Source organism: Escherichia sp. HH41S (genome assembly GCF_009820115.1).
GTDB lineage: Bacteria > Pseudomonadota > Gammaproteobacteria > Enterobacterales > Enterobacteriaceae > Escherichia > Escherichia coli_F.
In genome coordinates this window covers 181,252-202,734 of sequence record NZ_VNXE01000123.1, presented here as the reverse complement: position 1 = coordinate 202,734, position 21,483 = coordinate 181,252, and the positions used below count along the sequence as shown (strand labels likewise).

Below are 21,483 nucleotides of genomic sequence, written 5' to 3'. Positions count from 1 at the left end.
CAGCCTACAAAACCAGCATTTTCAACGGACTTGTAGGCCTGATAAGACGCGTCAAGCGTCGCATCCGGCATTTGGGCTCAAAAGTATCAAGCCAGTGCTTTAGTTATCTTCTCGTACAGATCGCCTGAGAGATTTTCCAGCCCTTTCAACTGCTCCAGCGCCGCGCGCATTTTCTCCTGACGTTTGGCATCGTAACGTTTCAGGCGAATCAGCGGCTCAATCAGGCGCGATGCCACCTGCGGGTTACGGCTGTTGAGGTCGGTAAGCATTTCCACAAGGAACTGATAACCGCTGCCATCTTCGGCATGGAACGCTGCCGGGTTGCTGCCCGCAAATGCCCCAATCAACGAACGAATGCGGTTCGGGTTGCTCATGGTAAATGAGCGATGCTGCAACAGACCACGCACCGTCTCCAGCACATTCGCCGCCGGGCTGGTGGCTTGCAGGATAAACCATTTATCCATCACCAGACCGTCCTGATGCCACTTGTCGTCGTACTCCTGCATCAGCGCGTCACGGCATGGCAGCTGTGCAGCAACCGCCGCAGAAAGCGCGGCCAGCGCATCGGTCATATTGTTTGCTTCATGGAACTGCTTGCTTACCAGCACGTCAGCCAGATGCGTTTCACCAAAAGCGAGGAAGCGCAGGCAGGCATTTCGCAGAGTGCGTTTTGCAATATCTTCATGCTCAACGCGATACTCGCTCTGGTAATTCGCGTTGTAAATAGCCAGCAGCTCATCCGCCAGTTCAGTCGCCAGAGTACGGGTGAGTGCTTCACGCACTTCGGCAATAGCAATCGGATCGATGATATCGAACAGTTCTGCCATTTCATTGACGGAAGGCAGCGTCAGAATTTCTGCCGCCAGCGCCGGATCAATCTTCTCATCGAGCAGCACCGCGCGGAAAGCGTCAGCCACATGCACCGGCAGAGACAGCGGCTGCCCTTGCTGATGACGGGCGACGTTCAGTTTGATGTAGGTTGCCAGCAAACTTTGTGCCGCATCCCAGCGGGAGAAATCATTACGCGCATGGCGCATCAGGAAGGTCAGTTGCTGATCGCTCCACTTATATTCCAGTTTCACTGGCGCAGAGAATTCGCACAGCAGTGCGGGCACCGGCTGGAAGTAGACATTATCAAAGACAAAGGTCTGTTCCGCCTGGGTGACGTTCAGCACCGAATTGACCGGATGACCGCCTTTCTGCAACGGGATCACTTTGCCTTCGTTGTCATACAGTTCGATGGCAAACGGAATATGCAGCGGCTGTTTTTCTGCCTGATCCGGCGTAGCAGGCGTGCGCTGGCTGATGGTCAGGGTGTACTGCTCGGTTTCCGGATTGTAGTCGTCCTTAACGGTCACAACCGGCGTACCGGACTGGCTGTACCAACGGCGGAAATGGGAGAGATCGACATTTGACGCATCTTCCATCGCCTGAACAAAGTCGTCGCAGGTTGCCGCACTGCCATCATGGCGCTCGAAATAGAGCTGCATCCCTTTCTGGAAGTTTTCTTCGCCCAGCAGAGTGTGGATCATGCGAATCACTTCCGCGCCCTTCTCATAAACGGTCAGGGTGTAGAAGTTGTTCATTTCAATAACCATATCCGGGCGGATCGGGTGCGCCATCGGGCTGGCGTCTTCCGCAAACTGCAATCCGCGCATGGTGCGCACGTTGTTGATACGGTTTACTGCGCGGGAACCAAGGTCAGAGCTGAATTCCTGATCGCGGAAGACGGTTAAACCTTCTTTCAGGCTGAGCTGGAACCAGTCGCGGCAGGTCACACGGTTACCGGTCCAGTTATGGAAATATTCGTGACCAATAACACGCTCAATATCGAGGTAATCTTTATCGGTCGCAGTGTCGGTACGGGCCAGCACATATTTGGAGTTAAAGATATTCAGACCTTTATTCTCCATTGCGCCCATATTGAAGAAATCCACTGCAACGATCATATAGATGTCGAGGTCATACTCCAGGCCGAAGCGTTCTTCATCCCATTTCATGGAGTTTTTCAGCGAGGTCATCGCCCATGGCGCGCGATCAAGGTTGCCGCGATCGACGTACAGCTCCAGCGCCACTTCGCGACCAGAACGCGTGGTGAAGGTGTCGCGCAGCACGTCGAAGTCGCCTGCCACCAGCGCAAACAGGTAGCACGGTTTCGGGAACGGGTCCTGCCACTGTACCCAGTGACGTCCGTTTTCCAGTTCGCCTTGCGCAACGCGGTTACCGTTGGAAAGCAGGAAGGGATATTTGGTTTTATCGGCAATAATTTTGGTGGTAAAACGCGCCAGCACGTCCGGGCGGTCGAGATAATACGTAATATGGCGGAAACCTTCGGCTTCACACTGGGTGCAAAGCGCATCGCCTGACTGATAAAGCCCTTCCAGCGCGGTATTCGTCGCCGGGCTAATTTCATTAACGATCTTGAGCGTAAAACGCTCCGGCAAATTACTGATGACCAGTGCGCCCTCTTCTTCTTTCCAGGCGGTCCATGGCTCATCATTAATATGAACAGAAACCAGTTTGAGATCTTCGCCATTGAGACGAAGCGGAGCATCTGATGCACCATGACGGACAGCCTGGCTGACCGCGGTAACGACCGTCTTTTGCGCGTCCAGGTCAAAGGTCAAGTCAATATCAGTAATCTGGTAATCCGGCGCACGATAATCGTGACGGTATTTGGCTTGTGGCTGTTGAGTCATAAATAACCTTTAGCATCTTTTATAGAGTCTGGTGTTCAGTCTATTCCTGTTGCGTAAATCGCGCTATGCAGAATCTTCATCTTTTCAGGTACAAACGCCTTTATTGCTACATTTTTATAACATACGCAGCGCAATACCATCGACCAGAAAGGTGACATATGGTGTGATCGGGGTTCAATAAATTACGAAACAAGGTATACTCCAGCAGTTCCTGAAGATGTTTATTGTACTAAACGCTCCTGTACGAGGACGCTACTGCGCACCTATGACACAATTCGCTTCTCCTGTTCTGCACTCGTTGCTGGATACAGATGCTTATAAGTTGCATATGCAGCAAGCCGTGTTTCATCACTATTACGATGTGCATGTCGCGGCGGAGTTTCGTTGCCGAGGTGACGATCTGCTGGGTATTTATGCCGATGCTATTCGTGAACAGGTTCAGGCGATGCAGCACCTGCGCCTGCAGGATGATGAATATCAGTGGCTCTCTGCCCTGCCTTTCTTTAAGGCCGACTATCTTAACTGGCTACGCGAATTCCGCTTTAACCCGGAACAAGTCACCGTGTCCAATGATAATGGCAAGCTGGATATTCGTTTAAGCGGCCCGTGGCGTGAAGTCATCCTCTGGGAAGTTCCTTTGCTGGCGGTTATCAGTGAAATGGTACATCGCTATCGCTCACCGCAGGCCGACGTTGCGCAAGCCCTCGACACGCTGGAAAGCAAATTAGCCGACTTCTCGGCATTAACCGCCGGTCTTGATATGTCGCGCTTCCATCTGATGGATTTTGGCACCCGCCGACGTTTTTCTCGTGAAGTACAAGAGACCATCGTGAAACGTCTGCAACAGGAATCCTGGTTCGTAGGCACCAGCAACTACGATCTGGCGCGTCGGCTTTCCCTCACGCCAATGGGAACACAAGCACACGAATGGTTCCAGGCGCATCAGCAAATCAGTCCGGATCTTGCCAACAGCCAGCGAGCTGCACTTGCTGCCTGGCTGGAAGAATATCCCGACCAACTTGGCATTGCGTTAACCGACTGTATTACCATGGATGCTTTCCTGCGAGATTTCGGCGTAGAATTTGCCAGCCGCTATCAGGGCTTGCGTCATGACTCCGGCGACCCGGTTGAATGGGGTGAAAAAGCCATTGCACATTATGAGAAGCTGGGAATTGATCCACAGAGTAAAACGCTGGTTTTCTCTGACAATCTGGATTTACGCAAAGCGGTTGAGCTATACCGCCATTTCTCTTCCCGCGTGCAATTAAGTTTTGGTATTGGGACTCGCCTGACCTGCGATATCCCCCAGGTAAAACCCCTGAATATTGTCATTAAGTTGGTTGAGTGTAACGGTAAACCGGTGGCGAAACTTTCTGACAGCCCTGGCAAAACTATCTGCCACGATAAAGCGTTTGTTCGGGCGCTGCGCAAAGCGTTCGACCTTCCGCATATTAAAAAAGCCAGTTAATATCATCAGGGAGCTAATCGGCTCCCTTTTTTTACCTTTAATTCCGAAATCTTTCGCTGCATTTGCGAATTCTGCTTGTCTGATTGCAGATGCCAGGTAACATAGGTATCCCCCCATTTACGGGTGGACAAGTGTTTATTTTTTCCGACTATTAACAGAGAGAATATTATGAGCGTTGTGCCTGTAGCCGACGTACTCCAGGGCCGCGTAGCCGTTGACAGCGAAGTCACCGTGCGCGGATGGGTACGTACCCGCCGAGATTCAAAAGCTGGCATCTCCTTCCTCGCCGTTTATGACGGTTCCTGCTTTGATCCTGTACAGGCTGTCATCAATAATTCTCTGCCCAATTACAATGAAGACGTTCTGCGTCTGACCACCGGTTGCTCGGTCATTGTGACGGGTAAAGTCGTGGCGTCGCCAGGACAGGGGCAACAATTTGAAATTCAGGCCAGCAAGGTTGAAGTTGCTGGTTGGGTTGAAGATCCAGACACTTACCCGATGGCGGCAAAACGCCACAGCATTGAGTATCTGCGTGAAGTCGCTCACCTGCGTCCGCGCACAAACCTGATTGGTGCCGTCGCGCGCGTTCGCCATACGCTGGCGCAGGCGCTGCATCGCTTCTTTAACGAGCAGGGATTCTTCTGGGTTTCAACGCCACTGATTACTGCGTCTGATACCGAAGGGGCTGGCGAAATGTTCCGCGTTTCTACGCTGGATCTGGAAAACCTGCCGCGTAACGATCAGGGCAAAGTGGATTTCGACAAAGACTTCTTTGGTAAAGAGTCTTTCCTGACCGTATCTGGCCAGTTGAACGGCGAAACCTACGCTTGCGCATTGTCCAAAATTTATACCTTCGGCCCGACTTTCCGTGCTGAAAACTCCAACACCAGCCGTCACCTGGCGGAATTCTGGATGCTGGAGCCGGAAGTGGCGTTTGCTAACCTGAACGATATCGCGGGTCTGGCTGAAGCCATGCTGAAATATGTCTTCAAAGCGGTTCTCGAAGAACGCGCTGACGACATGAAATTCTTCGCTGAACGCGTAGATAAAGATGCCGTTTCACGTCTGGAACGCTTTATTGAGGCCGATTTCGCGCAGGTGGATTACACCGACGCAGTGACCATTCTCGAAAACTGCGGCAGGAAGTTTGAAAACCCGGTTTACTGGGGCGTCGATCTCTCTTCTGAGCATGAGCGTTATCTGGCAGAAGAACACTTTAAAGCACCGGTAGTGGTTAAAAACTATCCGAAAGATATTAAAGCGTTCTATATGCGCCTTAACGAAGACGGTAAAACCGTTGCGGCTATGGATGTTCTGGCTCCGGGCATCGGTGAAATCATTGGTGGTTCTCAGCGTGAAGAGCGTCTGGACGTGCTGGACGAGCGTATGCTGGAAATGGGCCTGAATAAAGAAGATTACTGGTGGTATCGCGATCTGCGTCGCTACGGTACTGTTCCGCATTCCGGTTTCGGTCTTGGTTTTGAACGCCTGATTGCTTACGTAACTGGCGTGCAAAACGTGCGTGATGTGATTCCGTTCCCACGTACTCCGCGTAACGCCAGCTTCTAATTTAGCGTCTTCAAGAGCCAGCACCCGCTGGCTCTTTTTTTATCCTTTCGGTCAAGTTATCTGTTTGTTAAGTCAAGCAATCTATTTGCAACCCCGCCATAACGATCATCCTGTTACGGAATATTACACTGCAACATTTGCGCACAAAAAATAATCCGCATTCTTATTGCGGATTAGTTTTTTCTTAGCTGATAGCACAATTTTCATACTATTTTTTGGCGTTCTGGATGTCTGAACGAGGATTTATTGCCAGGTCGATAAAGTTTCCATCAGAAACAAAATTTCCTTTTAGTTAATTTAAATATAAGGAAATCATATAAATAGATAAAAATTGCTGTAAATATCATCATGATTCAATGGAAATATGACGGCGTTCACAAAGTTCCTTAAATTTTACTTTTAGTTACATATTTTTTCTTTTTGAAACTATATCTTTATATTTGTAGCACTTTCACGGTAGCGAAACGTTAGTTTGAATGGAAAGATGCCTGCAGACACATAAAGACACCAAACTCTCATCAATAGTTCCGTAAATTTTTATTGACAGAACTTATTGACGGCAGTGGCAGGTGTCATAAAAAAACCATGAGGGTAATAAATAATGATGAAGCGCAATATTCTGGCAGTGATCGTCCCTGCTCTGTTAGTAGCAGGTACTGCAAACGCTGCAGAAATTTATAACAAAGATGGCAACAAAGTAGATCTGTACGGTAAAGCTGTCGGTCTGCATTATTTCTCCAAGGGTAACGGTGAAAACAGTTACGGTGGCAATGGCGACATGACCTATGCCCGTCTTGGTTTTAAAGGGGAAACTCAAATCAATTCCGATCTGACCGGTTATGGTCAGTGGGAATATAACTTCCAGGGTAACAACTCTGAAGGCGCTGACGCTCAAACTGGTAACAAAACCCGTCTGGCATTCGCGGGTCTTAAATACGCTGACGTTGGTTCTTTCGATTACGGCCGTAACTACGGTGTGGTTTATGATGCACTGGGTTACACCGATATGCTGCCAGAATTTGGTGGTGATACTGCATACAGCGATGACTTCTTCGTTGGTCGTGTTGGCGGCGTTGCTACCTATCGTAACTCCAACTTCTTTGGTCTGGTTGATGGCCTGAACTTCGCTGTTCAGTACCTGGGTAAAAACGAGCGTGACACTGCACGCCGCTCTAACGGCGACGGTGTTGGCGGTTCTATCAGCTACGAATACGAAGGCTTTGGTATCGTTGGTGCTTATGGCGCCGCTGACCGTACCAACCTGCAAGAAGCTCAACCTCTTGGCAACGGTAAAAAAGCTGAACAGTGGGCTACTGGTCTGAAGTATGACGCGAACAACATCTACCTGGCAGCGAACTACGGTGAAACCCGTAACGCTACGCCGATCACTAATAAATTTACAAACATCAGCGGCTTCGCCAACAAAACGCAAGATGTTCTGTTAGTTGCGCAATACCAGTTCGATTTCGGTCTGCGTCCGTCCATCGCTTACACCAAATCTAAAGCGAAAGACGTAGAAGGTATCGGTGATGTTGATCTGGTGAACTACTTTGAAGTGGGCGCAACCTACTACTTCAACAAAAACATGTCCACCTATGTTGACTACATCATCAACCAGATCGATTCTGACAACAAACTGGGCGTAGGTTCAGACGACACCGTTGCTGTGGGTATCGTTTACCAGTTCTAATAGCACACCTCTTTGTTAAATGCCGAAAAAACAGGACTTTGGTCCTGTTTTTTTTATGCCTTCCAGAGCAATCTCACGTCTTGCAAAAACAGCCTGCGTTTTCATCAGTAATAGTTGGAATTTTGTAAATCTCCCGTTACCCTGATAGCGGACTTCCCTTCTGTAACCATAATGGAACCTCGTCATGTTTGAGAACATTACCGCCGCTCCTGCCGACCCGATTCTGGGCCTGGCCGATCTGTTTCGTGCCGATGAACGTCCCGGCAAAATTAACCTCGGGATTGGTGTCTATAAAGATGAGACGGGCAAAACCCCGGTACTGACCAGCGTGAAAAAGGCTGAACAGTATCTGCTCGAAAATGAAACCACCAAAAATTACCTCGGCATTGACGGCATCCCTGAATTTGGTCGCTGCACTCAGGAACTGCTGTTTGGTAAAGGTAGCGCCCTGATCAATGACAAACGTGCTCGCACGGCACAGACTCCGGGTGGCACTGGCGCACTACGCGTGGCTGCCGATTTCCTGGCAAAAAATACCAGCGTTAAGCGTGTGTGGGTGAGCAACCCAAGCTGGCCGAACCATAAGAGCGTCTTTAACTCTGCAGGTCTGGAAGTTCGTGAATACGCTTATTATGATGCGGAAAATCACACCCTTGACTTCGATGCACTGATTAATAGCCTGAACGAAGCTCAGGCTGGCGACGTAGTGCTGTTCCATGGCTGCTGCCATAACCCAACCGGTATCGACCCTACGCTGGAACAATGGCAGACACTGGCACAACTTTCCGTTGAGAAAGGCTGGTTACCGCTGTTTGACTTCGCTTACCAGGGGTTTGCCCGTGGTCTGGAAGAAGATGCTGAAGGACTGCGCGCTTTCGCGGCTATGCATAAAGAGCTGATTGTTGCCAGTTCCTACTCTAAAAACTTTGGCCTGTACAACGAGCGTGTTGGCGCTTGTACTCTGGTTGCTGCTGACAGTGAGACCGTTGATCGCGCATTCAGCCAAATGAAAGCGGCGATTCGCGCTAACTACTCTAACCCACCAGCACACGGCGCTTCTGTTGTTGCCACCATCCTGAGCAACGATGCGTTACGTGCGATTTGGGAACAAGAGCTGACTGATATGCGCCAGCGTATTCAGCGTATGCGTCAGTTGTTCGTCAATACGCTGCAGGAAAAAGGCGCAAACCGCGACTTCAGCTTTATCATCAAACAGAACGGCATGTTCTCCTTCAGTGGCCTGACAAAAGAACAAGTGCTGCGTCTGCGCGAAGAGTTTGGCGTGTATGCTGTTGCTTCTGGTCGCGTAAACGTGGCCGGGATGACACCAGATAATATGGCTCCGCTGTGCGAAGCGATTGTGGCAGTGCTGTAAGCGTTAAAAACAATGAAGCCCGCTGAAAAGCGGGCTTTTTTATGCGCCTTTACCAGACGGGCATTTCGTCTTGCAGGAAGGGATTATGCAGGCGCTCATAACCAAGTGTGGATAATGGTCCGTGACCCGGAATAAATGTCACATCATCCCCCAGTGGCAGCAATTTATCTTTGATTGAAGAAATCAGTTGATTATGATCGCCACGCGGGAAATCACTGCGCCCTACTCCGCCTTTGAAAATAACATCGCCAGAAATCAGCAGTTTTGCCCGATCATCAAAAAACACCACATGACCCGGCGTATGACCAGGGCAATGCAACACCTGTAAAGTCACATTCCCTATGCTGATGGTGTCTCCTTCGTTCAGCCAACGATCTGGCGTTAGTGGCTGACACTCATCCAGGCCAAACATACGGCTTTGCGCAGGCAAGCCTTGCAGCCAGAACTCATCTTCTTTTTCCGGGCCAAAAACCGGCACGCCGTAATGTTGCGCCAGTTCCGCCGCTGCACCAACGTGGTCCAGATGACCATGCGTCAGCAGGATCTGCATCAGTGTCAGGCCGCTGGCGTCAACTTCCTGTTTGATTTTTTCCGCATCGCCGCCAGGATCGACCAGTGCGGCCAGACGGGTTTGTTCACACCAGATCAATGAACAGTTCTGGGAGAATGCGGTGACCGGAATAATACGATAGTTCATACTGCCCCTGTTTCGTTAAGCGATTGCTACCAGTGCCGTGCTGGCCCGGTATCAATATGCACAAAGTTACTACGTGGGTAATATCCTACACCACCTGCGCGCATAGATAACGCGGCTTTGCGAATATTGCTTAACGCGATACCTTCAATGTGGAAATCCATCGCCTGGCCTTTAGTGTGATAGCTTTTCTTCGCTACTCCACGGCTGCGGGCGCGTAGTTCATTGTTGGTATCAATGGAACGATAACCGGAAATGAGTTGCACCGGTTTGCGGGTGCCTAACAACCCTTGCAGGCGATACAACTGGTCGAATAATCCTGGGTCGATGGACTTTATTTTGTTCGCGCGGTAATCGCGGAAAAAATGGTTAAGTTTTGCCAATTCTTCCTGAATATAGCCTCTGCCATCGAAAAACTCCGCTTTGATTGACTCTCCGGTATGAAGATTATTGAGTGTCAAAATGCGCGGGCGTGGGGTAGAGAGTGTTGCAAACGCCGGGGTCGGCAGGATGGCGGCACCGAGTGCAACGCCACCAAGCGCCAGCAGTTTGCGGCGATTAGCGTCGAATTTGTCCATGATAATCAAGTCTACAGGTCAATGTTATCGTTTATATGCACTTCTGGCGCACAAGAGGCACCTTAACCGCCCGTAAAGCAGACGTCAAGATGACTCAACCCCAGCAGTGACGGGGGCTGCAGAGAATCGCCCCCAATCATGCTGATTATTACGACAACTGATTTCCCCGAACTACTTCATTTACCTGATTAATTGTTCCGCTTTCGATACGATTTGCGAGCTGGATCGCGCAGGCAGATCATAATTGTAAATATCTGTACGATACTGGGTACGACCATCTGCACCAACAAAGGCCGTCAGATAGAAGAGATTCACCGGAATCGACTGCCGAATATTGACGTAACGCGTATCGCCCTGCTTCAGCGCATCAGAAATACGTTTGTCATTCCAGCCTGCATCCTGCAACAGCATATTCGCCAGATCGGAAGCTTTATTCACTCGTACACAGCCTGAGCTCAATGCGCGTGTATCACGCTTGAACAGATTATGGTTCGGCGTGTCATGCAAATAAATGGCCTCTGAACTCGGCATATTGAATTTATAGCGCCCCAGCGAGTTCCGTGGGCCTGGAGCCTGCTGGAAGCGGAACGGTAAATTCGAGGCCGTGATTGTAGACCAGTCAACCTGCCACGGATCAATCGCCTCCCTGCTGTTCCAACCGCGCATCACCGTATAGCCATGGCTTTCGAGATATCCCGGATCGTTGCGCACTTTCGGCAGAATATCTTTGCGTGCCAGAGTTGGTGGTACGTTCCACGGCGGGTTTACCACTACGTTGTTAAGTGCACTGCTCATCATCGGCGTTTTGCGATCGGGGCGACCGACAATGACTCGCGAATCCAGCACCTGATTGCCGTTCTGATAGTAGACCAGCGAATAGGCCGGAATGTTAACCATGATCCCGGTAGAAAGCTCTGTTGGCAGCAAGCGCAATCGCTGGATGTTGAGTGCCAACACGCCAGCACGCTGGGCGGGCGTTACGTTTAACCAGTCACGCGTTGCCGGGCCAATAGCGCCATCTGCTCCCAATCCTTGCCATGCCTGAAAACGTTTAACGGCTTCCACCAGTTCATTATCGTAGGCGGCACGAACGGCAGGCGCAGGTTTACTACGAGACGTCGTTTGCTTGTCCATCGGCTTAGTTTCTGCTGTTTCAACAGTAACAGCGGATGGGCTGACTACCGCGTCAGTTGGCGTGTCATCGCCAGGTAGAGTAATTTTCGGCCCCCCGTCCAGCATGCCTGTACGCTGCAATATTTCGCGCAATGCCGGTATGTCGTTACTCCACTGCCCTGGACGCAATGTTGCTTTGCCAGTCAGTTGGGGCCACGGTTTGGTGTCACTGAGTAAGTTCAGTAACGATTCATGCATCGCCGCATATTGCGGATGCTGCGGTGCCAGTCCTGCAACAAACGTCGGCAATTGACCTTTATCCAGCGCCAGCTGCCATTGGTTAATCACCGAAAGCGGCGGCGTTGCAAGCGCATAAGGTTTACTGCTATATAGCCAGCGAGTGCCTTTGACCGGAATATTTGCAATGAAATGGAGATAGCCCATCATCGCATCAGAGAGCACGACGTCGCGTGCCATCCCGTTAACACCAGGATCGGTCAGTAACTCTACCCATTTATTAAACTGCGGCTGGAAACCGGCAATCGCCACCTCTGCCAGCTGTTGCTGGAAGGCTTTAACAGCATCACGGTTTTCCCACATGGGTTGCATATCGCGTGCGGCATACAACAGTTGAAGCTGGTTAAGATAAACCGGCTTATAACCTGCGGGTAATTGAGATTCGATTTGCGTGCGGGCTTTTTCTGCCGCACCTTCAGGCAATGGCTGGATCCCCGCCATTATTGCCGTGGCCTGCGCCTGCGGCAGTGCCTCGCCCTGTTCGCTGACAGCCACAGGGCTGTCGCCAGGGATTACTTCAGGCTCATCGGCCTGAGCATTGAACAGTGGAGCGAATGTTACGGCCACGCACAAACTGATTGCCGACAGCCGACGACCACACATCATATTAAGCAACATCCCTTGCCCCCTGTTTTTATCATACTCTGAATAGCCAGGCTGTTATTTTACGACTTGCCTGTACAACGCCAATACTCACGAAAGTATGACGAGCAAGCCTGTTACTCATCAGGCTTATCTTCAGTATATAAACGCCGATACGTTTTTACATAACCTAATGTAAAGAAGTTTAAAGAAAAGCGCGCCAGAATGTGGCACTTTTTTAGTGCAGAAACGGAGTTTTCAGAAACAGGAAAGGCGGCATCGCTGCCGCCTCAATCTTAACTCGCCTGGGAAGGCGCTTCGTCAGTTCCTGGAAGCGTTTCAGGGAGTTGCGGTGCAAAACCACGCAGACCGACTACGTGAACGTGTTCGGTATTCTGGAAGACTTTACGCACCAGTTTATAGGTGGTGCCTTTTTCCGGGCTGATATTTTCCGGCGCTGCGATGATGAGCTGCATTTGCAAACGCTCACACAATTCAAACAGCGTGGCGATGGAACGGGCATCCAGTCGCGCTGCTTCATCAAGGAACAGCAGACGGCAAGGAGAGATATCTTTACCGCGCAGGCGGCGAGATTCATCTTCCCAGCTTTGTACCACCATCACCAGAATCGACATACCGGTACCAATCGCCTCACCGGTCGACAGTGCGCCAGACTCCGCGCGCAACCAACCATCGGAACCACGGTTAACCTCAACTTCCATTTCCAGATAGTTGCGGTAATCCAGCAGTTCTTCACCGATAGTCTGCGGCGTGCGCTGCCCCATATCAATCTGCGGGTTAAGACGTTGATACAGTTTCGCCAGCGCTTCCGAGAAGGTCAGGCGGTTGCTGTTAAACAGATCCTGATGCTGCTCGTGCTGTTCAGAGAGCACATCCAGCAGCATGGCGTGCGTTTCACGTACGTTCACGTTCAGACGTACGCTGTTCACCTGGCCAAACGATACGTTCTGCAACCCCTGGTTGAGCATACGGATACGGTTCTGCTCGCGCTGAATGGTTTTGCGAATGATGTTCGCCACGCTGCGGGAACTGATCGCCAGTTTCTGTTCACGGGAGGTTAATTCTTCGGTCAGACGGCTAAGCTCGATCTCCATCTGTTCGATAGCTTCCACCGGATCATCGGTACGAATAATATCCTGACGAATACGTTCACGCAGATGCTGATAAACCGCCACGAAGAACTGAATTTTACGTTCCGGACGTTTTGGATCTTCCGACATCCGCAGCACGTCGCGCAGATGTTCGTTATCTGCCACCGCCAGACGCAGCGCACCTAACGCCTTATCCGACATGGAACGCAAATCATCAGCGGAGAGATAAGCCAGCTCACGACGGTGTAAACGACGCTCAACGCCATTATCTTTCACCATGCGCATCACCGCACACCAGCCCGCTTTCGCGGTCACTACCTGCTCGCGCATCTCAAAGTAATCCCGCTCCAGCTTGCGCAGTTTGCGGGTCAGGTTGTCCATCTCTGCTTCGCAGAAGGTAAGCGCTTTTTCCAGTTGATTGCGGCGTGAACGGTTATTGCTCAGTTGCGCGTGCAACTCGTCACGGCGAATACGCGCCCGCTCTTCTGCCCCGCTATCAGCACGCACACCGATATCCTGCAATTCACGTTGCAGATCGTTGAGTAGCTCTTTTTTGGTGTCGTAAGAACTTTTCAGCGAAGCCAGCACCTGGTTGTACTGACTCAACTGCGCTGCGTGTCCGCGCAACGCTTCACGAGCGCGGGTACGCTCCGCTTCCGCCTGTTCCAGACGTTCACGCAGTTTTTCGTTGAGATCGCTGTTACCGCTAAGCATTTCTGCCGAGTCAGAGTAGCTAAAGTGCGCACGACGCTGCACCACTTCCGTCAGGGCAAACGCCTGCTGACGGGCATCGCGCTGCATCTGCTGAGAGTACGCGTAATCTTCTTTTAACTGTTCGAACTGTTCCGGGTCACTCTGCAATACCGAAACGATCGGTTCCAGTTTCGCCAGTTGATTACCGAACTGCTGAACAAAACGCGCGGCTTCCTGGGCTTCATCCAGACGTTCGCGGATTTCATCGACGCGATCCGCCAGGCTGTCATCAGCCAACAAGTTGAGACGCGGCAGAATGCGGTTCAGCGCCGTAACACCCTCTTTCGCCTGCTCAAACTGAATACGCTGCTGCTGGTTATCATTTTCATGATTACTCAACGCCCGCTCCAGTTCGACGCGACGGCTGTTCAGTTGACGGATTTCTGCTTCCGGATCAGACTCAAACGCCACCGCCAGATGGCTGCCGATAAAGCGGCTGAACGCCTGATGCAGACGCTGGGTTTTCTGTACATCAAAGGAGAGCGTGGCGAAGCGTTCGGAAAGCACTTCACGCTCGGCATGGAGGCTTTCAATACGGCTTTCACGCGCAGCACGACCAAACAGCGGCACTTCCGGAAAACGTGAATAACGCCACTGACGATCGGCGATTTTCACCACTACCGCTTTTTCCAGCTCATCAACGCTGAACACGCTGTCATCGAATGACTGCGGATCCCCTTCGATCAGATAGAGATCTTCCGGACAATCGGTCAAGCCTTCCAGGTGCTCGGTTACCTGTGACAGGTCCGGCACCACGATAGCGTGGCGTGACGGGCCGTACAACGCCGAGAAGTACGGCGCATCTTCCAGGCTAACGTCGTCATAAATTTCTGACAGCAGCACGCCGCCAAAACGCTCCGCCAGTGCATTCAGACGCTGGTCTTCAGAGCCGCCTGGCTGACTTAAACGTTCGATCTCTTCATCGACGGCGTTTTTGCGTGCGCCAACTTCGTCACGTTCAACAATCGCTTCGCGCTCACGCTCAAGCAACTGTTGCAGATATTCGGTGACGTCCTGGCTTGAGGAGAATTCTTCGCCGCACTGTTCGCTCAACTGGTTGAGACTGTTTTGCGCGGCCAGCCAAACCGGCGCACGCTGCATCAAACTCTGAATGCGAGACTGCAGCTGTTCCTGCTCCTGGCGCAGTGCCATGCGCTCTTCGCGGGCGTTAGAAACACTGTCGGAAAGAGAGGCAATGCGCGCTTCCAGCTCCTGATGCAGGGCTTCCAGTTCGTCGATATCAAAATTCTTGCCCTGACGTTTGCAGAAATCTGCCAACAGACGCTCAGCTTCTTGCTGCTCGCGCAGACGCTGTTCCAGTTCGCTTAAGCGCATCCGCAACGGCTGAACCTGCTCTGCCAGGTGACGCTGATCGACCCCTTCGCGCAATAGTTCGCGGGCGACATCCCACGCTTCGTTACGCGCCAGCGGGCCGTTGATTGCCACCACCAGCTGATAAGCCTGTTCAAACTGGCTGTGCGCGGTTTGCGCCATGCTCATTTTCTGCTCAAGAGAGAGCATTTTTTCGGTCGCTTCCAGCTCTTTCGCCTGGAAGGTTTCCAGCCAATCGGCGGCGCTGTCGGCGGTTAAGTCCGGCAGATGACACAGTTCTTTGGCACGATTAAGCGCAGCAATCGCCTGGTTGTACTGGATAGCGCGCGTTTGTTGGACGTCCAGCGCCTGCTGGTAGTCAGCAAGCTGGCTTTTCAGCTCGTCCACTTCCAGTTCGGCAGCTTCCGCACGAGCCTCGTTCTCTTCCTGGCGTTCGATGGCTTCTGCCACCACTTCGTTTTGCTCTTCCAGACGGATCTGCAGCTCATCGAGATCCGCTTCGTAGCGTTCGATCTTCTCCTGCTGACGTAGTGCGGTTTGCACCAGGTTCAGGTGATCGCTGGCCGCCTGATAATCCGCTTCCAGATCGCCTTCGGCACCGTTGTGCTCAGCCAGCTCTCGCGCCATGTCGACGTGTTTGTACTGCTCAGCCGCCAGTTGCTGACGCGAAGTATGTAGCTCGCGACGAAACTCCAGGGCCTTATCGAGATGAACACGGCGCTCGTTGGCGTGACGCATGTAGTCCGCCGCCACGTAGTTAGTCGCTTCGCTGATCAGATGCTTGAACAAGTCACGGTCAGACTGGGTAACACGAATCGCTTCCAGCGTCATACGGTTTTCACGCAGCGCCGCTTCCATGTCCTGGAACGCTTTCCGCACGCCGCTGTTTTCCGGCAACAGGTAGTCGCGCAGAGAACGGGTAATGGCACTGGAGATCCCACCGTACAGCGAAGCTTCGATCAGACGATAGAATTTGCTACGATCAGACGCTGAGCGCAGACGACGTGCGATGATGCCCAGATCGAACATCAGCGAGTGGTAATCGGTAATGGAGTTGAACTGCTTAAACTGCACGCCTTCCATCGCTTCGAGCTTGTCTTTCAGCTCGTTAAGCGGCAGTACACGCGCCTGACGTTCATTCAGAGTTTCGGTCACCAGTTGTGTCGGCTGCACCGACATCGGCAAGCCCTGAATGGCAAATGGTTTGATATCCACTTTACGATCGCGCCCGGCAACCTGTTGCAGACGCACGCCGACCACCACGCGCTGATGGCGCGAGTTAATGGTGTCGAGAATCGAATAGCAGACACCCGCTTTCAGCTTACCGTGCAGACCTTTATCGCGCGAACCGCTGGTGGCCCCGGCTTCCGTGGTGTTACGGAAATGCAGCAGGGTCAGGTCGGGGATAAGCGCCGTAACGAACGCCGCCATGGTGGTGGATTTACCCGCCCCGTTACCGCCAGAAAGCGTCGTGACCAGCTCGTCAAGGTCAAAAGTTCGGGCAAAAAAGCCGTTCCAGTTAATCAGCGTCAGTGAGCGAAATTTACCGCGTTCAATCATTATTCTTCCTCTCCGCTATCTGGCTGACTCTCTTCGGTTTCATCGTTGAGTTGCAGATGATTTTCAATCGGCATTGCTTCACCATCACGAATCAGGCGACGCTGTGCTTCACGGGGATCGTCGCCAGCACGCACATCGGCGCCGAAGCGGAACACCGATTCGGTAATGCGGAACTTGCTGCTGTCGTGGCCCATAAACCACACCATGCCTAAACGACGCAGACGGTTGAGCGAAGAACGTACTTTTTCCTGCAACTTCTGACGGTCAACGTCTGAACCGGTTGAACGGTTGTTCACCAGTTTCAGCAGTTTCGCTTCATCGGCCAGGGTGAGCAGTTCGTCGTACAGTTCCTGTTGAGTAAAAATCCCCTCATTCGCCAGCCGTTCCGGGCTGAGATAGAGATAACAGAGGATTTTCCCGACCATCATATCCAGTTCCGACAAGACGGAACGCGGGATAAGAGTGGTGGAACGTGGGCGTAAATAGAAGAACCCTTCCGGTGCGCGAATAAGCTCAACGTTATAACGCGCGTAAAACTCTTCCAGATATTCCTGAAAATCCATCAGGAATGCATGATTATCCAGTTCGTCGAGGCCAATATGGCGGCCTGAACGTAAGGCGCTATCCAGCGCCGGAAATAACGGATTCGCCAGCGCCTGCGCCAGCTTAACCGGCATCACTTGTTCAATATTTGTCGATGACATGCGCCTGTACCTTGGCTCCGTAATCATTAATCGGCTGCCATTTCGCTGGCAGTCCGGTGAAATCTGCTTGCGCTACGCCGAGGCGTACCGCCTGATCGATAACAATACGCGCAACGTCAAAGTGACGCGCACGCGGATACTGTGACAGATATTCGCGTACCACCAGACCAAGATCCAACGGCACTTGTCTGGTTTTGTACACGGCGAGTTGTTCTTCGATGATCGCCGCCAGCTGTTCGCGGATCTCGTTAAACTCTTCGTACTCCAGATCCTCAGGAAGTTCCCCAGTCACTTCTTCATCGCGCAGTACCATCTCTTCGTCACGCATATCCAGCAGACGATCGGCATTGGCATAAGTTAGCGCCCACGGCTCATCAAAATAGGTTTGTACCGACTGACGTAACCGCTGAGCAAAGACGCGGTTTTTATCCATATCGATCGCAGTACGAATAAATTTGTGTACGTGGCGGTCGTAGCCAATCCACAAGTCGATGGATTGCTGGCCCCAACTGATAATACGGTCGAGTTTGCTCTGCAGATCGAACACCAGACGATCGACAAAATGCAGGTCGTCATGGGTCATCGTCGCATCCTGAATGCGCAACAGATTAGCCTGCAATTTGTCGCCTGCCGCTTCCAGCGTATCCTGCAATTCACGCAGCGTTCCGGAAGTTTCCGAAAGCAACAATTCACAGCTGGAAATCGCCGCCCGCCAGTCTTTGTTCAGCAACTGGGCGATATCGTCCTTCACCTGCTGCTGCTGTTCGTCCATCAGACGTTGCGTCAGGTCGATACTGTCAAAAATTTCTGCTACCGAATATTTCAGTGGCGCATAGACATTACGGTGCCAGTGAAATTCATCACCGCCCTCTTCGGCGGCATCTGCTGCTCGTTTGAGCTCACCCGCCACAATCGACAACTGCATAGAAAGGCGCAGCGTAGAAAACTCGCGCTGACGGATGTAGTAGTCAGTAATGCCGATGCCGAGCGGCGTCAGACGGTAAATTGCGTTCCCTTCCGCCTGCTCGCTGGTAAAGCGGTTCAGCAGACGTTGACGCACCATGTCGTTGATCGCGTTGTTGGCGCGCACGCCGATGGTTTCGCTGGTTTGCTCAAACGCATCACTCACATGGCGGAATGCATCCACCAGCTCGCCTTCACTCATCTCACCATCCAGACGCTCGCCGTTCAGCGTGGCAACCGCCAGCAGAAAAGAGAGTCGGTCTACCGGCAGCGAGATGGAGAAGTCATTTTTTCTGGCCCAGGCAACCAGTTCGGGGACTGTCTGGGAAAATTCACTCATACTTTATCCTTGCTCTGCGGTTTGCGCGCGGTGACATGAATATAACGCCCCAGGGTAATATACGGTTCCTGACGGCAATAACGCGTTTCTAATTCAAGTAATGCTTCATAGCAGTCGCGCTGCTGGTGCTTCTCGCGCAGGTAATCATGAAACACGCGAACGCCGGTCTTACCCATAATTTGCCAACCAGCTTCTTCCAGCCACAGATAAACCTGCGCCGGGTCGCGTGGATAATCTGGCGAAAGCGTCCGTTTTTTCTTTTTCGGCATTCCCGCCTGCACGTAATCAAAATTCCCGGCGACCATGTTATGCATCAGCAAGCCGTGCGCATTGTAGAACATTAACGACAACACACCGCCTGGACGCAACACTGACCACAGGGTCTGCAATACGCTGCGGGGATCGGCCACCCACTCGAGCACCGCATGGAACAATATCAGATCAACGGGCGTTTCCAAATGCGAAGCAACATCCTGAGCGGCGCAATGTATAAATTGCATGTTGTCGCTCACACCTTTTGCTTCTGCCGCCTGTTTTGCGCGGTCGATCATCTGCGCTGAAAGATCGCATAAAATGACCTGATGCCCACGCTCGGCCATTTTGATTGCGGTCTGCCCTTCTCCACCGCCAGCATCCAGCACACGCAGTTTTTGCGAGCCCATTTCCGCCAGCACGCGATCGAGATCCTGCCACAGAATAGCCTGTCGAAGCTGCCCTTTGGTGGTGCCGTAAATGTTACGGGAAAACTTTTCCGCAATATCATCAAAATTGCGATCCTGCATTGCTTTCTCCACCGGTTGGCTAAGACGTTTTCTGATAAAGACGCTATTTTGTCACAGCCACGGCGAGAATGAACCCGTCTGGTGTAATATCGCTGGCGATCCCTTGCTATATGGTCAAAAAAGGAACCAGAAAGGATGCTTTTTACACTGAAAAAAGTGATTGGCGGTATGCTGCTGCCACTTCCGCTGATGTTGTTGATTATTGGCGCTGGCCTGGCGCTGCTGTGGTTTAGCCGTTTTCAAAAAACCGGGAAGATTTTTATTAGCCTTGGGTGGCTGGCGCTCTTGTTATTGAGTTTGCAACCGATAGCCGACCGCCTGCTGCGTCCCATCGAAAGCACCTATCCGACATGGAATAATTCGCAAAAAGTGGACTATATCGTGGTGCTCGGAGGTGGTTATACCTGGAACCCGCAGTGGGCACCGAGCTCTAATTTAATCAATAACAGTCTGCCACGCCTGAATGAAGGTATCCGCTTATGGCGCGAAAATCCGGGATCAAAACTGATCTTCACGGGAGGCGTAGCAAAAACCAATACGGTGAGTACAGCCGAAGTAGGTGCCCGAGTTGCGCAATCGCTGGGCGTGCCGCGCGAGCAAATTATCACTCTGGATTTGCCAAAAGATACCGAAGAAGAAGCTGCGGCAGTGAAACAGGCAATTGGTGACGCACCTTTCCTGCTGGTAACCTCCGCATCACATCTGCCGCGGGCGATGATCTTTTTTCAGCAGGAAGGGTTAAATCCGCTACCAGCCCCGGCGAATCAGTTGGCCATCGACTCGCCGCTTAATCCGTGGGAACGGGCAATCCCTTCTCCGGTTTGGTTGATGCATAGCGACCGCGTTGGCTATGAAACGCTTGGCCGGATCTGGCAGTGGCTGAAAGGTTCGTCAGGCGAGCCACGGCAAGAGTGATTTTGATGCCAGATCGAAGTTACGCCGACTAAATCGTCCGGTGTTGACCAGTTGCGCAACTTCATCCCATAACACATACAACCAACGCCGCCAGATGAACGACTCCGCCACTGGCGCGCGTTGCAGATAACTCCAGAGCAAATCTTCCGCCAGAGAATTATCCATTAGTCGGAACAGTTCGTATTCTCGCGGTGCCCAAAGCATTAGTCCCGGTCCGACCATCGCCAGTAACTGATCGCTGCGCGAATCTTTCAGCATGCTGCGTAAACAGAAGTTACCGTGAATCAGCACACAATTGTCGTTAAAGCCTTCAAATAATGCCGGGAGACATTCACGGGTGCGAAACAGGATCCGCTTATCTTGCATCGTTAGACCGGTGTTATTGAACTGATTGAGCGTAGTCCATAGCACTTCAACATGTTGCCGGTACCATGAGGGCCAGAAATTTTCCTGAGTATTGTCGACCGCGCCGACGCAACCACGACTGTCCTGACGGTGCCAGGCCAGTAAGGCTTCAACGATTTGGTCTTTGAGTTGTTCCCAGCGTTCTGGTGTTCGGGCTGGTGCCTCCACCGAAACACCACGCATTCGCTCCAGTAGCAGGACATCGGGGCCGGGGTGTTCTTCATGCGTCATCACACCATAAATAGTCGGCATACGGACAGTCCCACTTCTTGCCAGCATGGTGGTTTTCCATGCCAGTTGTCGGGCTTTTCCGGGCGCACTAAAGCTTCTTGCCATTAACGGCATTGGGTTTCCCTGGCTGTCATACAAAGCCCACAACGCCGTATCCGCTTTTTCATTGACGCACTCAATACGACTGAGTTTTTCGCCCAGTAAATGGCTTAATTCGGCACGCAGCTGTTCCATTCAGATTACCCTCATAAAAGCTACTGCTTTCATAATGAGCGCCAATATAAAAGATGTCACCTGAATGAGATCAATTGTTGAAAAGAA

Annotated in this window: 14 protein-coding genes; 5 read left to right on the top strand and 9 right to left on the bottom strand. The window is 51.8% G+C overall.

Features of this window, described 5'->3' with window-relative positions:
• Positions 1-86: 86 nt before the first annotated feature.
• Positions 87-2,699, bottom strand: a complete 2,613-nt coding sequence (gene pepN / locus FQZ95_RS25030) for an aminopeptidase N (protein ID WP_105284194.1) — start codon at positions 2,697-2,699, stop codon at positions 87-89.
• 265 nt (positions 2,700-2,964) lie between these two features.
• Between pepN and pncB the strand changes: the two genes are divergently transcribed.
• The 4 genes from pncB to aspC all read left to right on the top strand — a co-directional run bounded on the left by pncB (position 2,965) and on the right by aspC (position 8,801).
• Positions 2,965-4,167 (top strand): nicotinate phosphoribosyltransferase, encoded by a 1,203-nt coding sequence (pncB, locus tag FQZ95_RS25025; RefSeq protein ID WP_001305916.1) that lies wholly within the window; start codon positions 2,965-2,967, stop codon positions 4,165-4,167.
• A 168-nt stretch (positions 4,168-4,335) separates the two neighbouring features.
• Positions 4,336-5,736: an asparagine--tRNA ligase gene (asnS, locus tag FQZ95_RS25020; protein ID WP_000117881.1), complete on the top strand. Its 1,401-nt coding sequence runs from the start codon at positions 4,336-4,338 to the stop codon at positions 5,734-5,736.
• A gap of 601 nt (positions 5,737-6,337) precedes the next feature.
• Entirely contained in the window at positions 6,338-7,426 is a 1,089-nt protein-coding gene (gene ompF / locus FQZ95_RS25015) for a porin OmpF (protein ID WP_000977917.1), read from the top strand.
• Positions 7,427-7,610: 184 nt separating this feature from the next.
• Complete coding sequence (gene aspC, locus FQZ95_RS25010) at positions 7,611-8,801, top strand: aspartate transaminase (RefSeq protein ID WP_000462687.1); 1,191 nt, start codon at positions 7,611-7,613, stop codon at positions 8,799-8,801.
• A 49-nt stretch (positions 8,802-8,850) separates the two neighbouring features.
• Here the strand turns inward: aspC and gloC are convergent, their stop codons facing one another.
• The 7 genes from gloC to cmoM all read right to left on the bottom strand — a co-directional run bounded on the left by gloC (position 8,851) and on the right by cmoM (position 19,611).
• On the bottom strand, positions 8,851-9,498 hold the full coding sequence (gene gloC / locus FQZ95_RS25005; RefSeq protein ID WP_160530914.1) for a hydroxyacylglutathione hydrolase GloC: 648 nt from the start codon (positions 9,496-9,498) through the stop codon (positions 8,851-8,853).
• Positions 9,499-9,524: 26 nt separating this feature from the next.
• Positions 9,525-10,073, bottom strand: coding sequence for a YcbK family protein (locus FQZ95_RS25000; RefSeq protein ID WP_001295932.1), 549 nt, complete (start codon positions 10,071-10,073; stop codon positions 9,525-9,527).
• Between the two features lie 180 nt (positions 10,074-10,253).
• Positions 10,254-12,101 carry a L,D-transpeptidase gene (ldtD, locus tag FQZ95_RS24995; RefSeq protein ID WP_160530912.1) on the bottom strand — a complete coding sequence of 616 codons (1,848 nt, stop codon included), beginning with the start codon at positions 12,099-12,101 and terminating at the stop codon, positions 10,254-10,256.
• Positions 12,102-12,361: 260 nt separating this feature from the next.
• Positions 12,362-16,822 carry a chromosome partition protein MukB gene (gene mukB / locus FQZ95_RS24990; protein ID WP_160530910.1) on the bottom strand — a complete coding sequence of 1,487 codons (4,461 nt, stop codon included), beginning with the start codon at positions 16,820-16,822 and terminating at the stop codon, positions 12,362-12,364.
• Entirely contained in the window at positions 16,822-17,526 is a 705-nt protein-coding gene (gene mukE / locus FQZ95_RS24985) for a chromosome partition protein MukE (RefSeq protein WP_001295931.1), read from the bottom strand. Before mukE ends, mukB begins: the two co-directional genes overlap by 1 nt.
• Positions 17,507-18,829, bottom strand: coding sequence for a chromosome partition protein MukF (gene mukF, locus FQZ95_RS24980; RefSeq protein WP_001288856.1), 1,323 nt, complete (start codon positions 18,827-18,829; stop codon positions 17,507-17,509). The genes mukE and mukF overlap by 20 nt, the downstream gene beginning before the upstream one ends.
• A complete protein-coding gene (gene cmoM / locus FQZ95_RS24975) occupies positions 18,826-19,611 on the bottom strand; it encodes a tRNA uridine 5-oxyacetic acid(34) methyltransferase CmoM (RefSeq protein WP_001360537.1) in 786 nt (261 codons plus the stop codon). Before cmoM ends, mukF begins: the two co-directional genes overlap by 4 nt.
• Positions 19,612-19,746: 135 nt before the next feature.
• Here cmoM and elyC point away from each other — a divergent pair, with 135 nt between their 5' ends.
• Positions 19,747-20,526 (top strand): envelope biogenesis factor ElyC, encoded by a 780-nt coding sequence (elyC, locus tag FQZ95_RS24970; protein ID WP_032183863.1) that lies wholly within the window; start codon positions 19,747-19,749, stop codon positions 20,524-20,526.
• Here the strand turns inward: elyC and FQZ95_RS24965 are convergent.
• Positions 20,503-21,396 carry a YcbJ family phosphotransferase gene (locus FQZ95_RS24965; protein ID WP_000436900.1) on the bottom strand — a complete coding sequence of 298 codons (894 nt, stop codon included), beginning with the start codon at positions 21,394-21,396 and terminating at the stop codon, positions 20,503-20,505. The two genes, elyC and FQZ95_RS24965, sit on opposite strands and share 24 nt — an antisense overlap.
• Positions 21,397-21,483: the final 87 nt, after the last annotated feature.

What these genes read in the sequence shown, in the direction of transcription:
- pepN (WP_105284194.1), bottom strand. Translation starts at nt 2,699, where the DNA reads ATGACTCAACAGCCACAAGCCAAATACCGTCACGATTATCGTGCGCCG.
- pncB (WP_001305916.1), top strand. Translation starts at nt 2,965, where the DNA reads ATGACACAATTCGCTTCTCCTGTTCTGCACTCGTTGCTGGATACAGAT.
- asnS (WP_000117881.1), top strand. Translation starts at nt 4,336, where the DNA reads ATGAGCGTTGTGCCTGTAGCCGACGTACTCCAGGGCCGCGTAGCCGTT.
- ompF (WP_000977917.1), top strand. Translation starts at nt 6,338, where the DNA reads ATGATGAAGCGCAATATTCTGGCAGTGATCGTCCCTGCTCTGTTAGTA.
- aspC (WP_000462687.1), top strand. Translation starts at nt 7,611, where the DNA reads ATGTTTGAGAACATTACCGCCGCTCCTGCCGACCCGATTCTGGGCCTG.
- gloC (WP_160530914.1), bottom strand. Translation starts at nt 9,498, where the DNA reads ATGAACTATCGTATTATTCCGGTCACCGCATTCTCCCAGAACTGTTCA.
- FQZ95_RS25000 (WP_001295932.1), bottom strand. Translation starts at nt 10,073, where the DNA reads ATGGACAAATTCGACGCTAATCGCCGCAAACTGCTGGCGCTTGGTGGC.
- ldtD (WP_160530912.1), bottom strand. Translation starts at nt 12,101, where the DNA reads ATGTTGCTTAATATGATGTGTGGTCGTCGGCTGTCGGCAATCAGTTTG.
- mukB (WP_160530910.1), bottom strand. Translation starts at nt 16,822, where the DNA reads ATGATTGAACGCGGTAAATTTCGCTCACTGACGCTGATTAACTGGAAC.
- mukE (WP_001295931.1), bottom strand. Translation starts at nt 17,526, where the DNA reads ATGTCATCGACAAATATTGAACAAGTGATGCCGGTTAAGCTGGCGCAG.
- mukF (WP_001288856.1), bottom strand. Translation starts at nt 18,829, where the DNA reads ATGAGTGAATTTTCCCAGACAGTCCCCGAACTGGTTGCCTGGGCCAGA.
- cmoM (WP_001360537.1), bottom strand. Translation starts at nt 19,611, where the DNA reads ATGCAGGATCGCAATTTTGATGATATTGCGGAAAAGTTTTCCCGTAAC.
- elyC (WP_032183863.1), top strand. Translation starts at nt 19,747, where the DNA reads ATGCTTTTTACACTGAAAAAAGTGATTGGCGGTATGCTGCTGCCACTT.
- FQZ95_RS24965 (WP_000436900.1), bottom strand. Translation starts at nt 21,396, where the DNA reads ATGGAACAGCTGCGTGCCGAATTAAGCCATTTACTGGGCGAAAAACTC.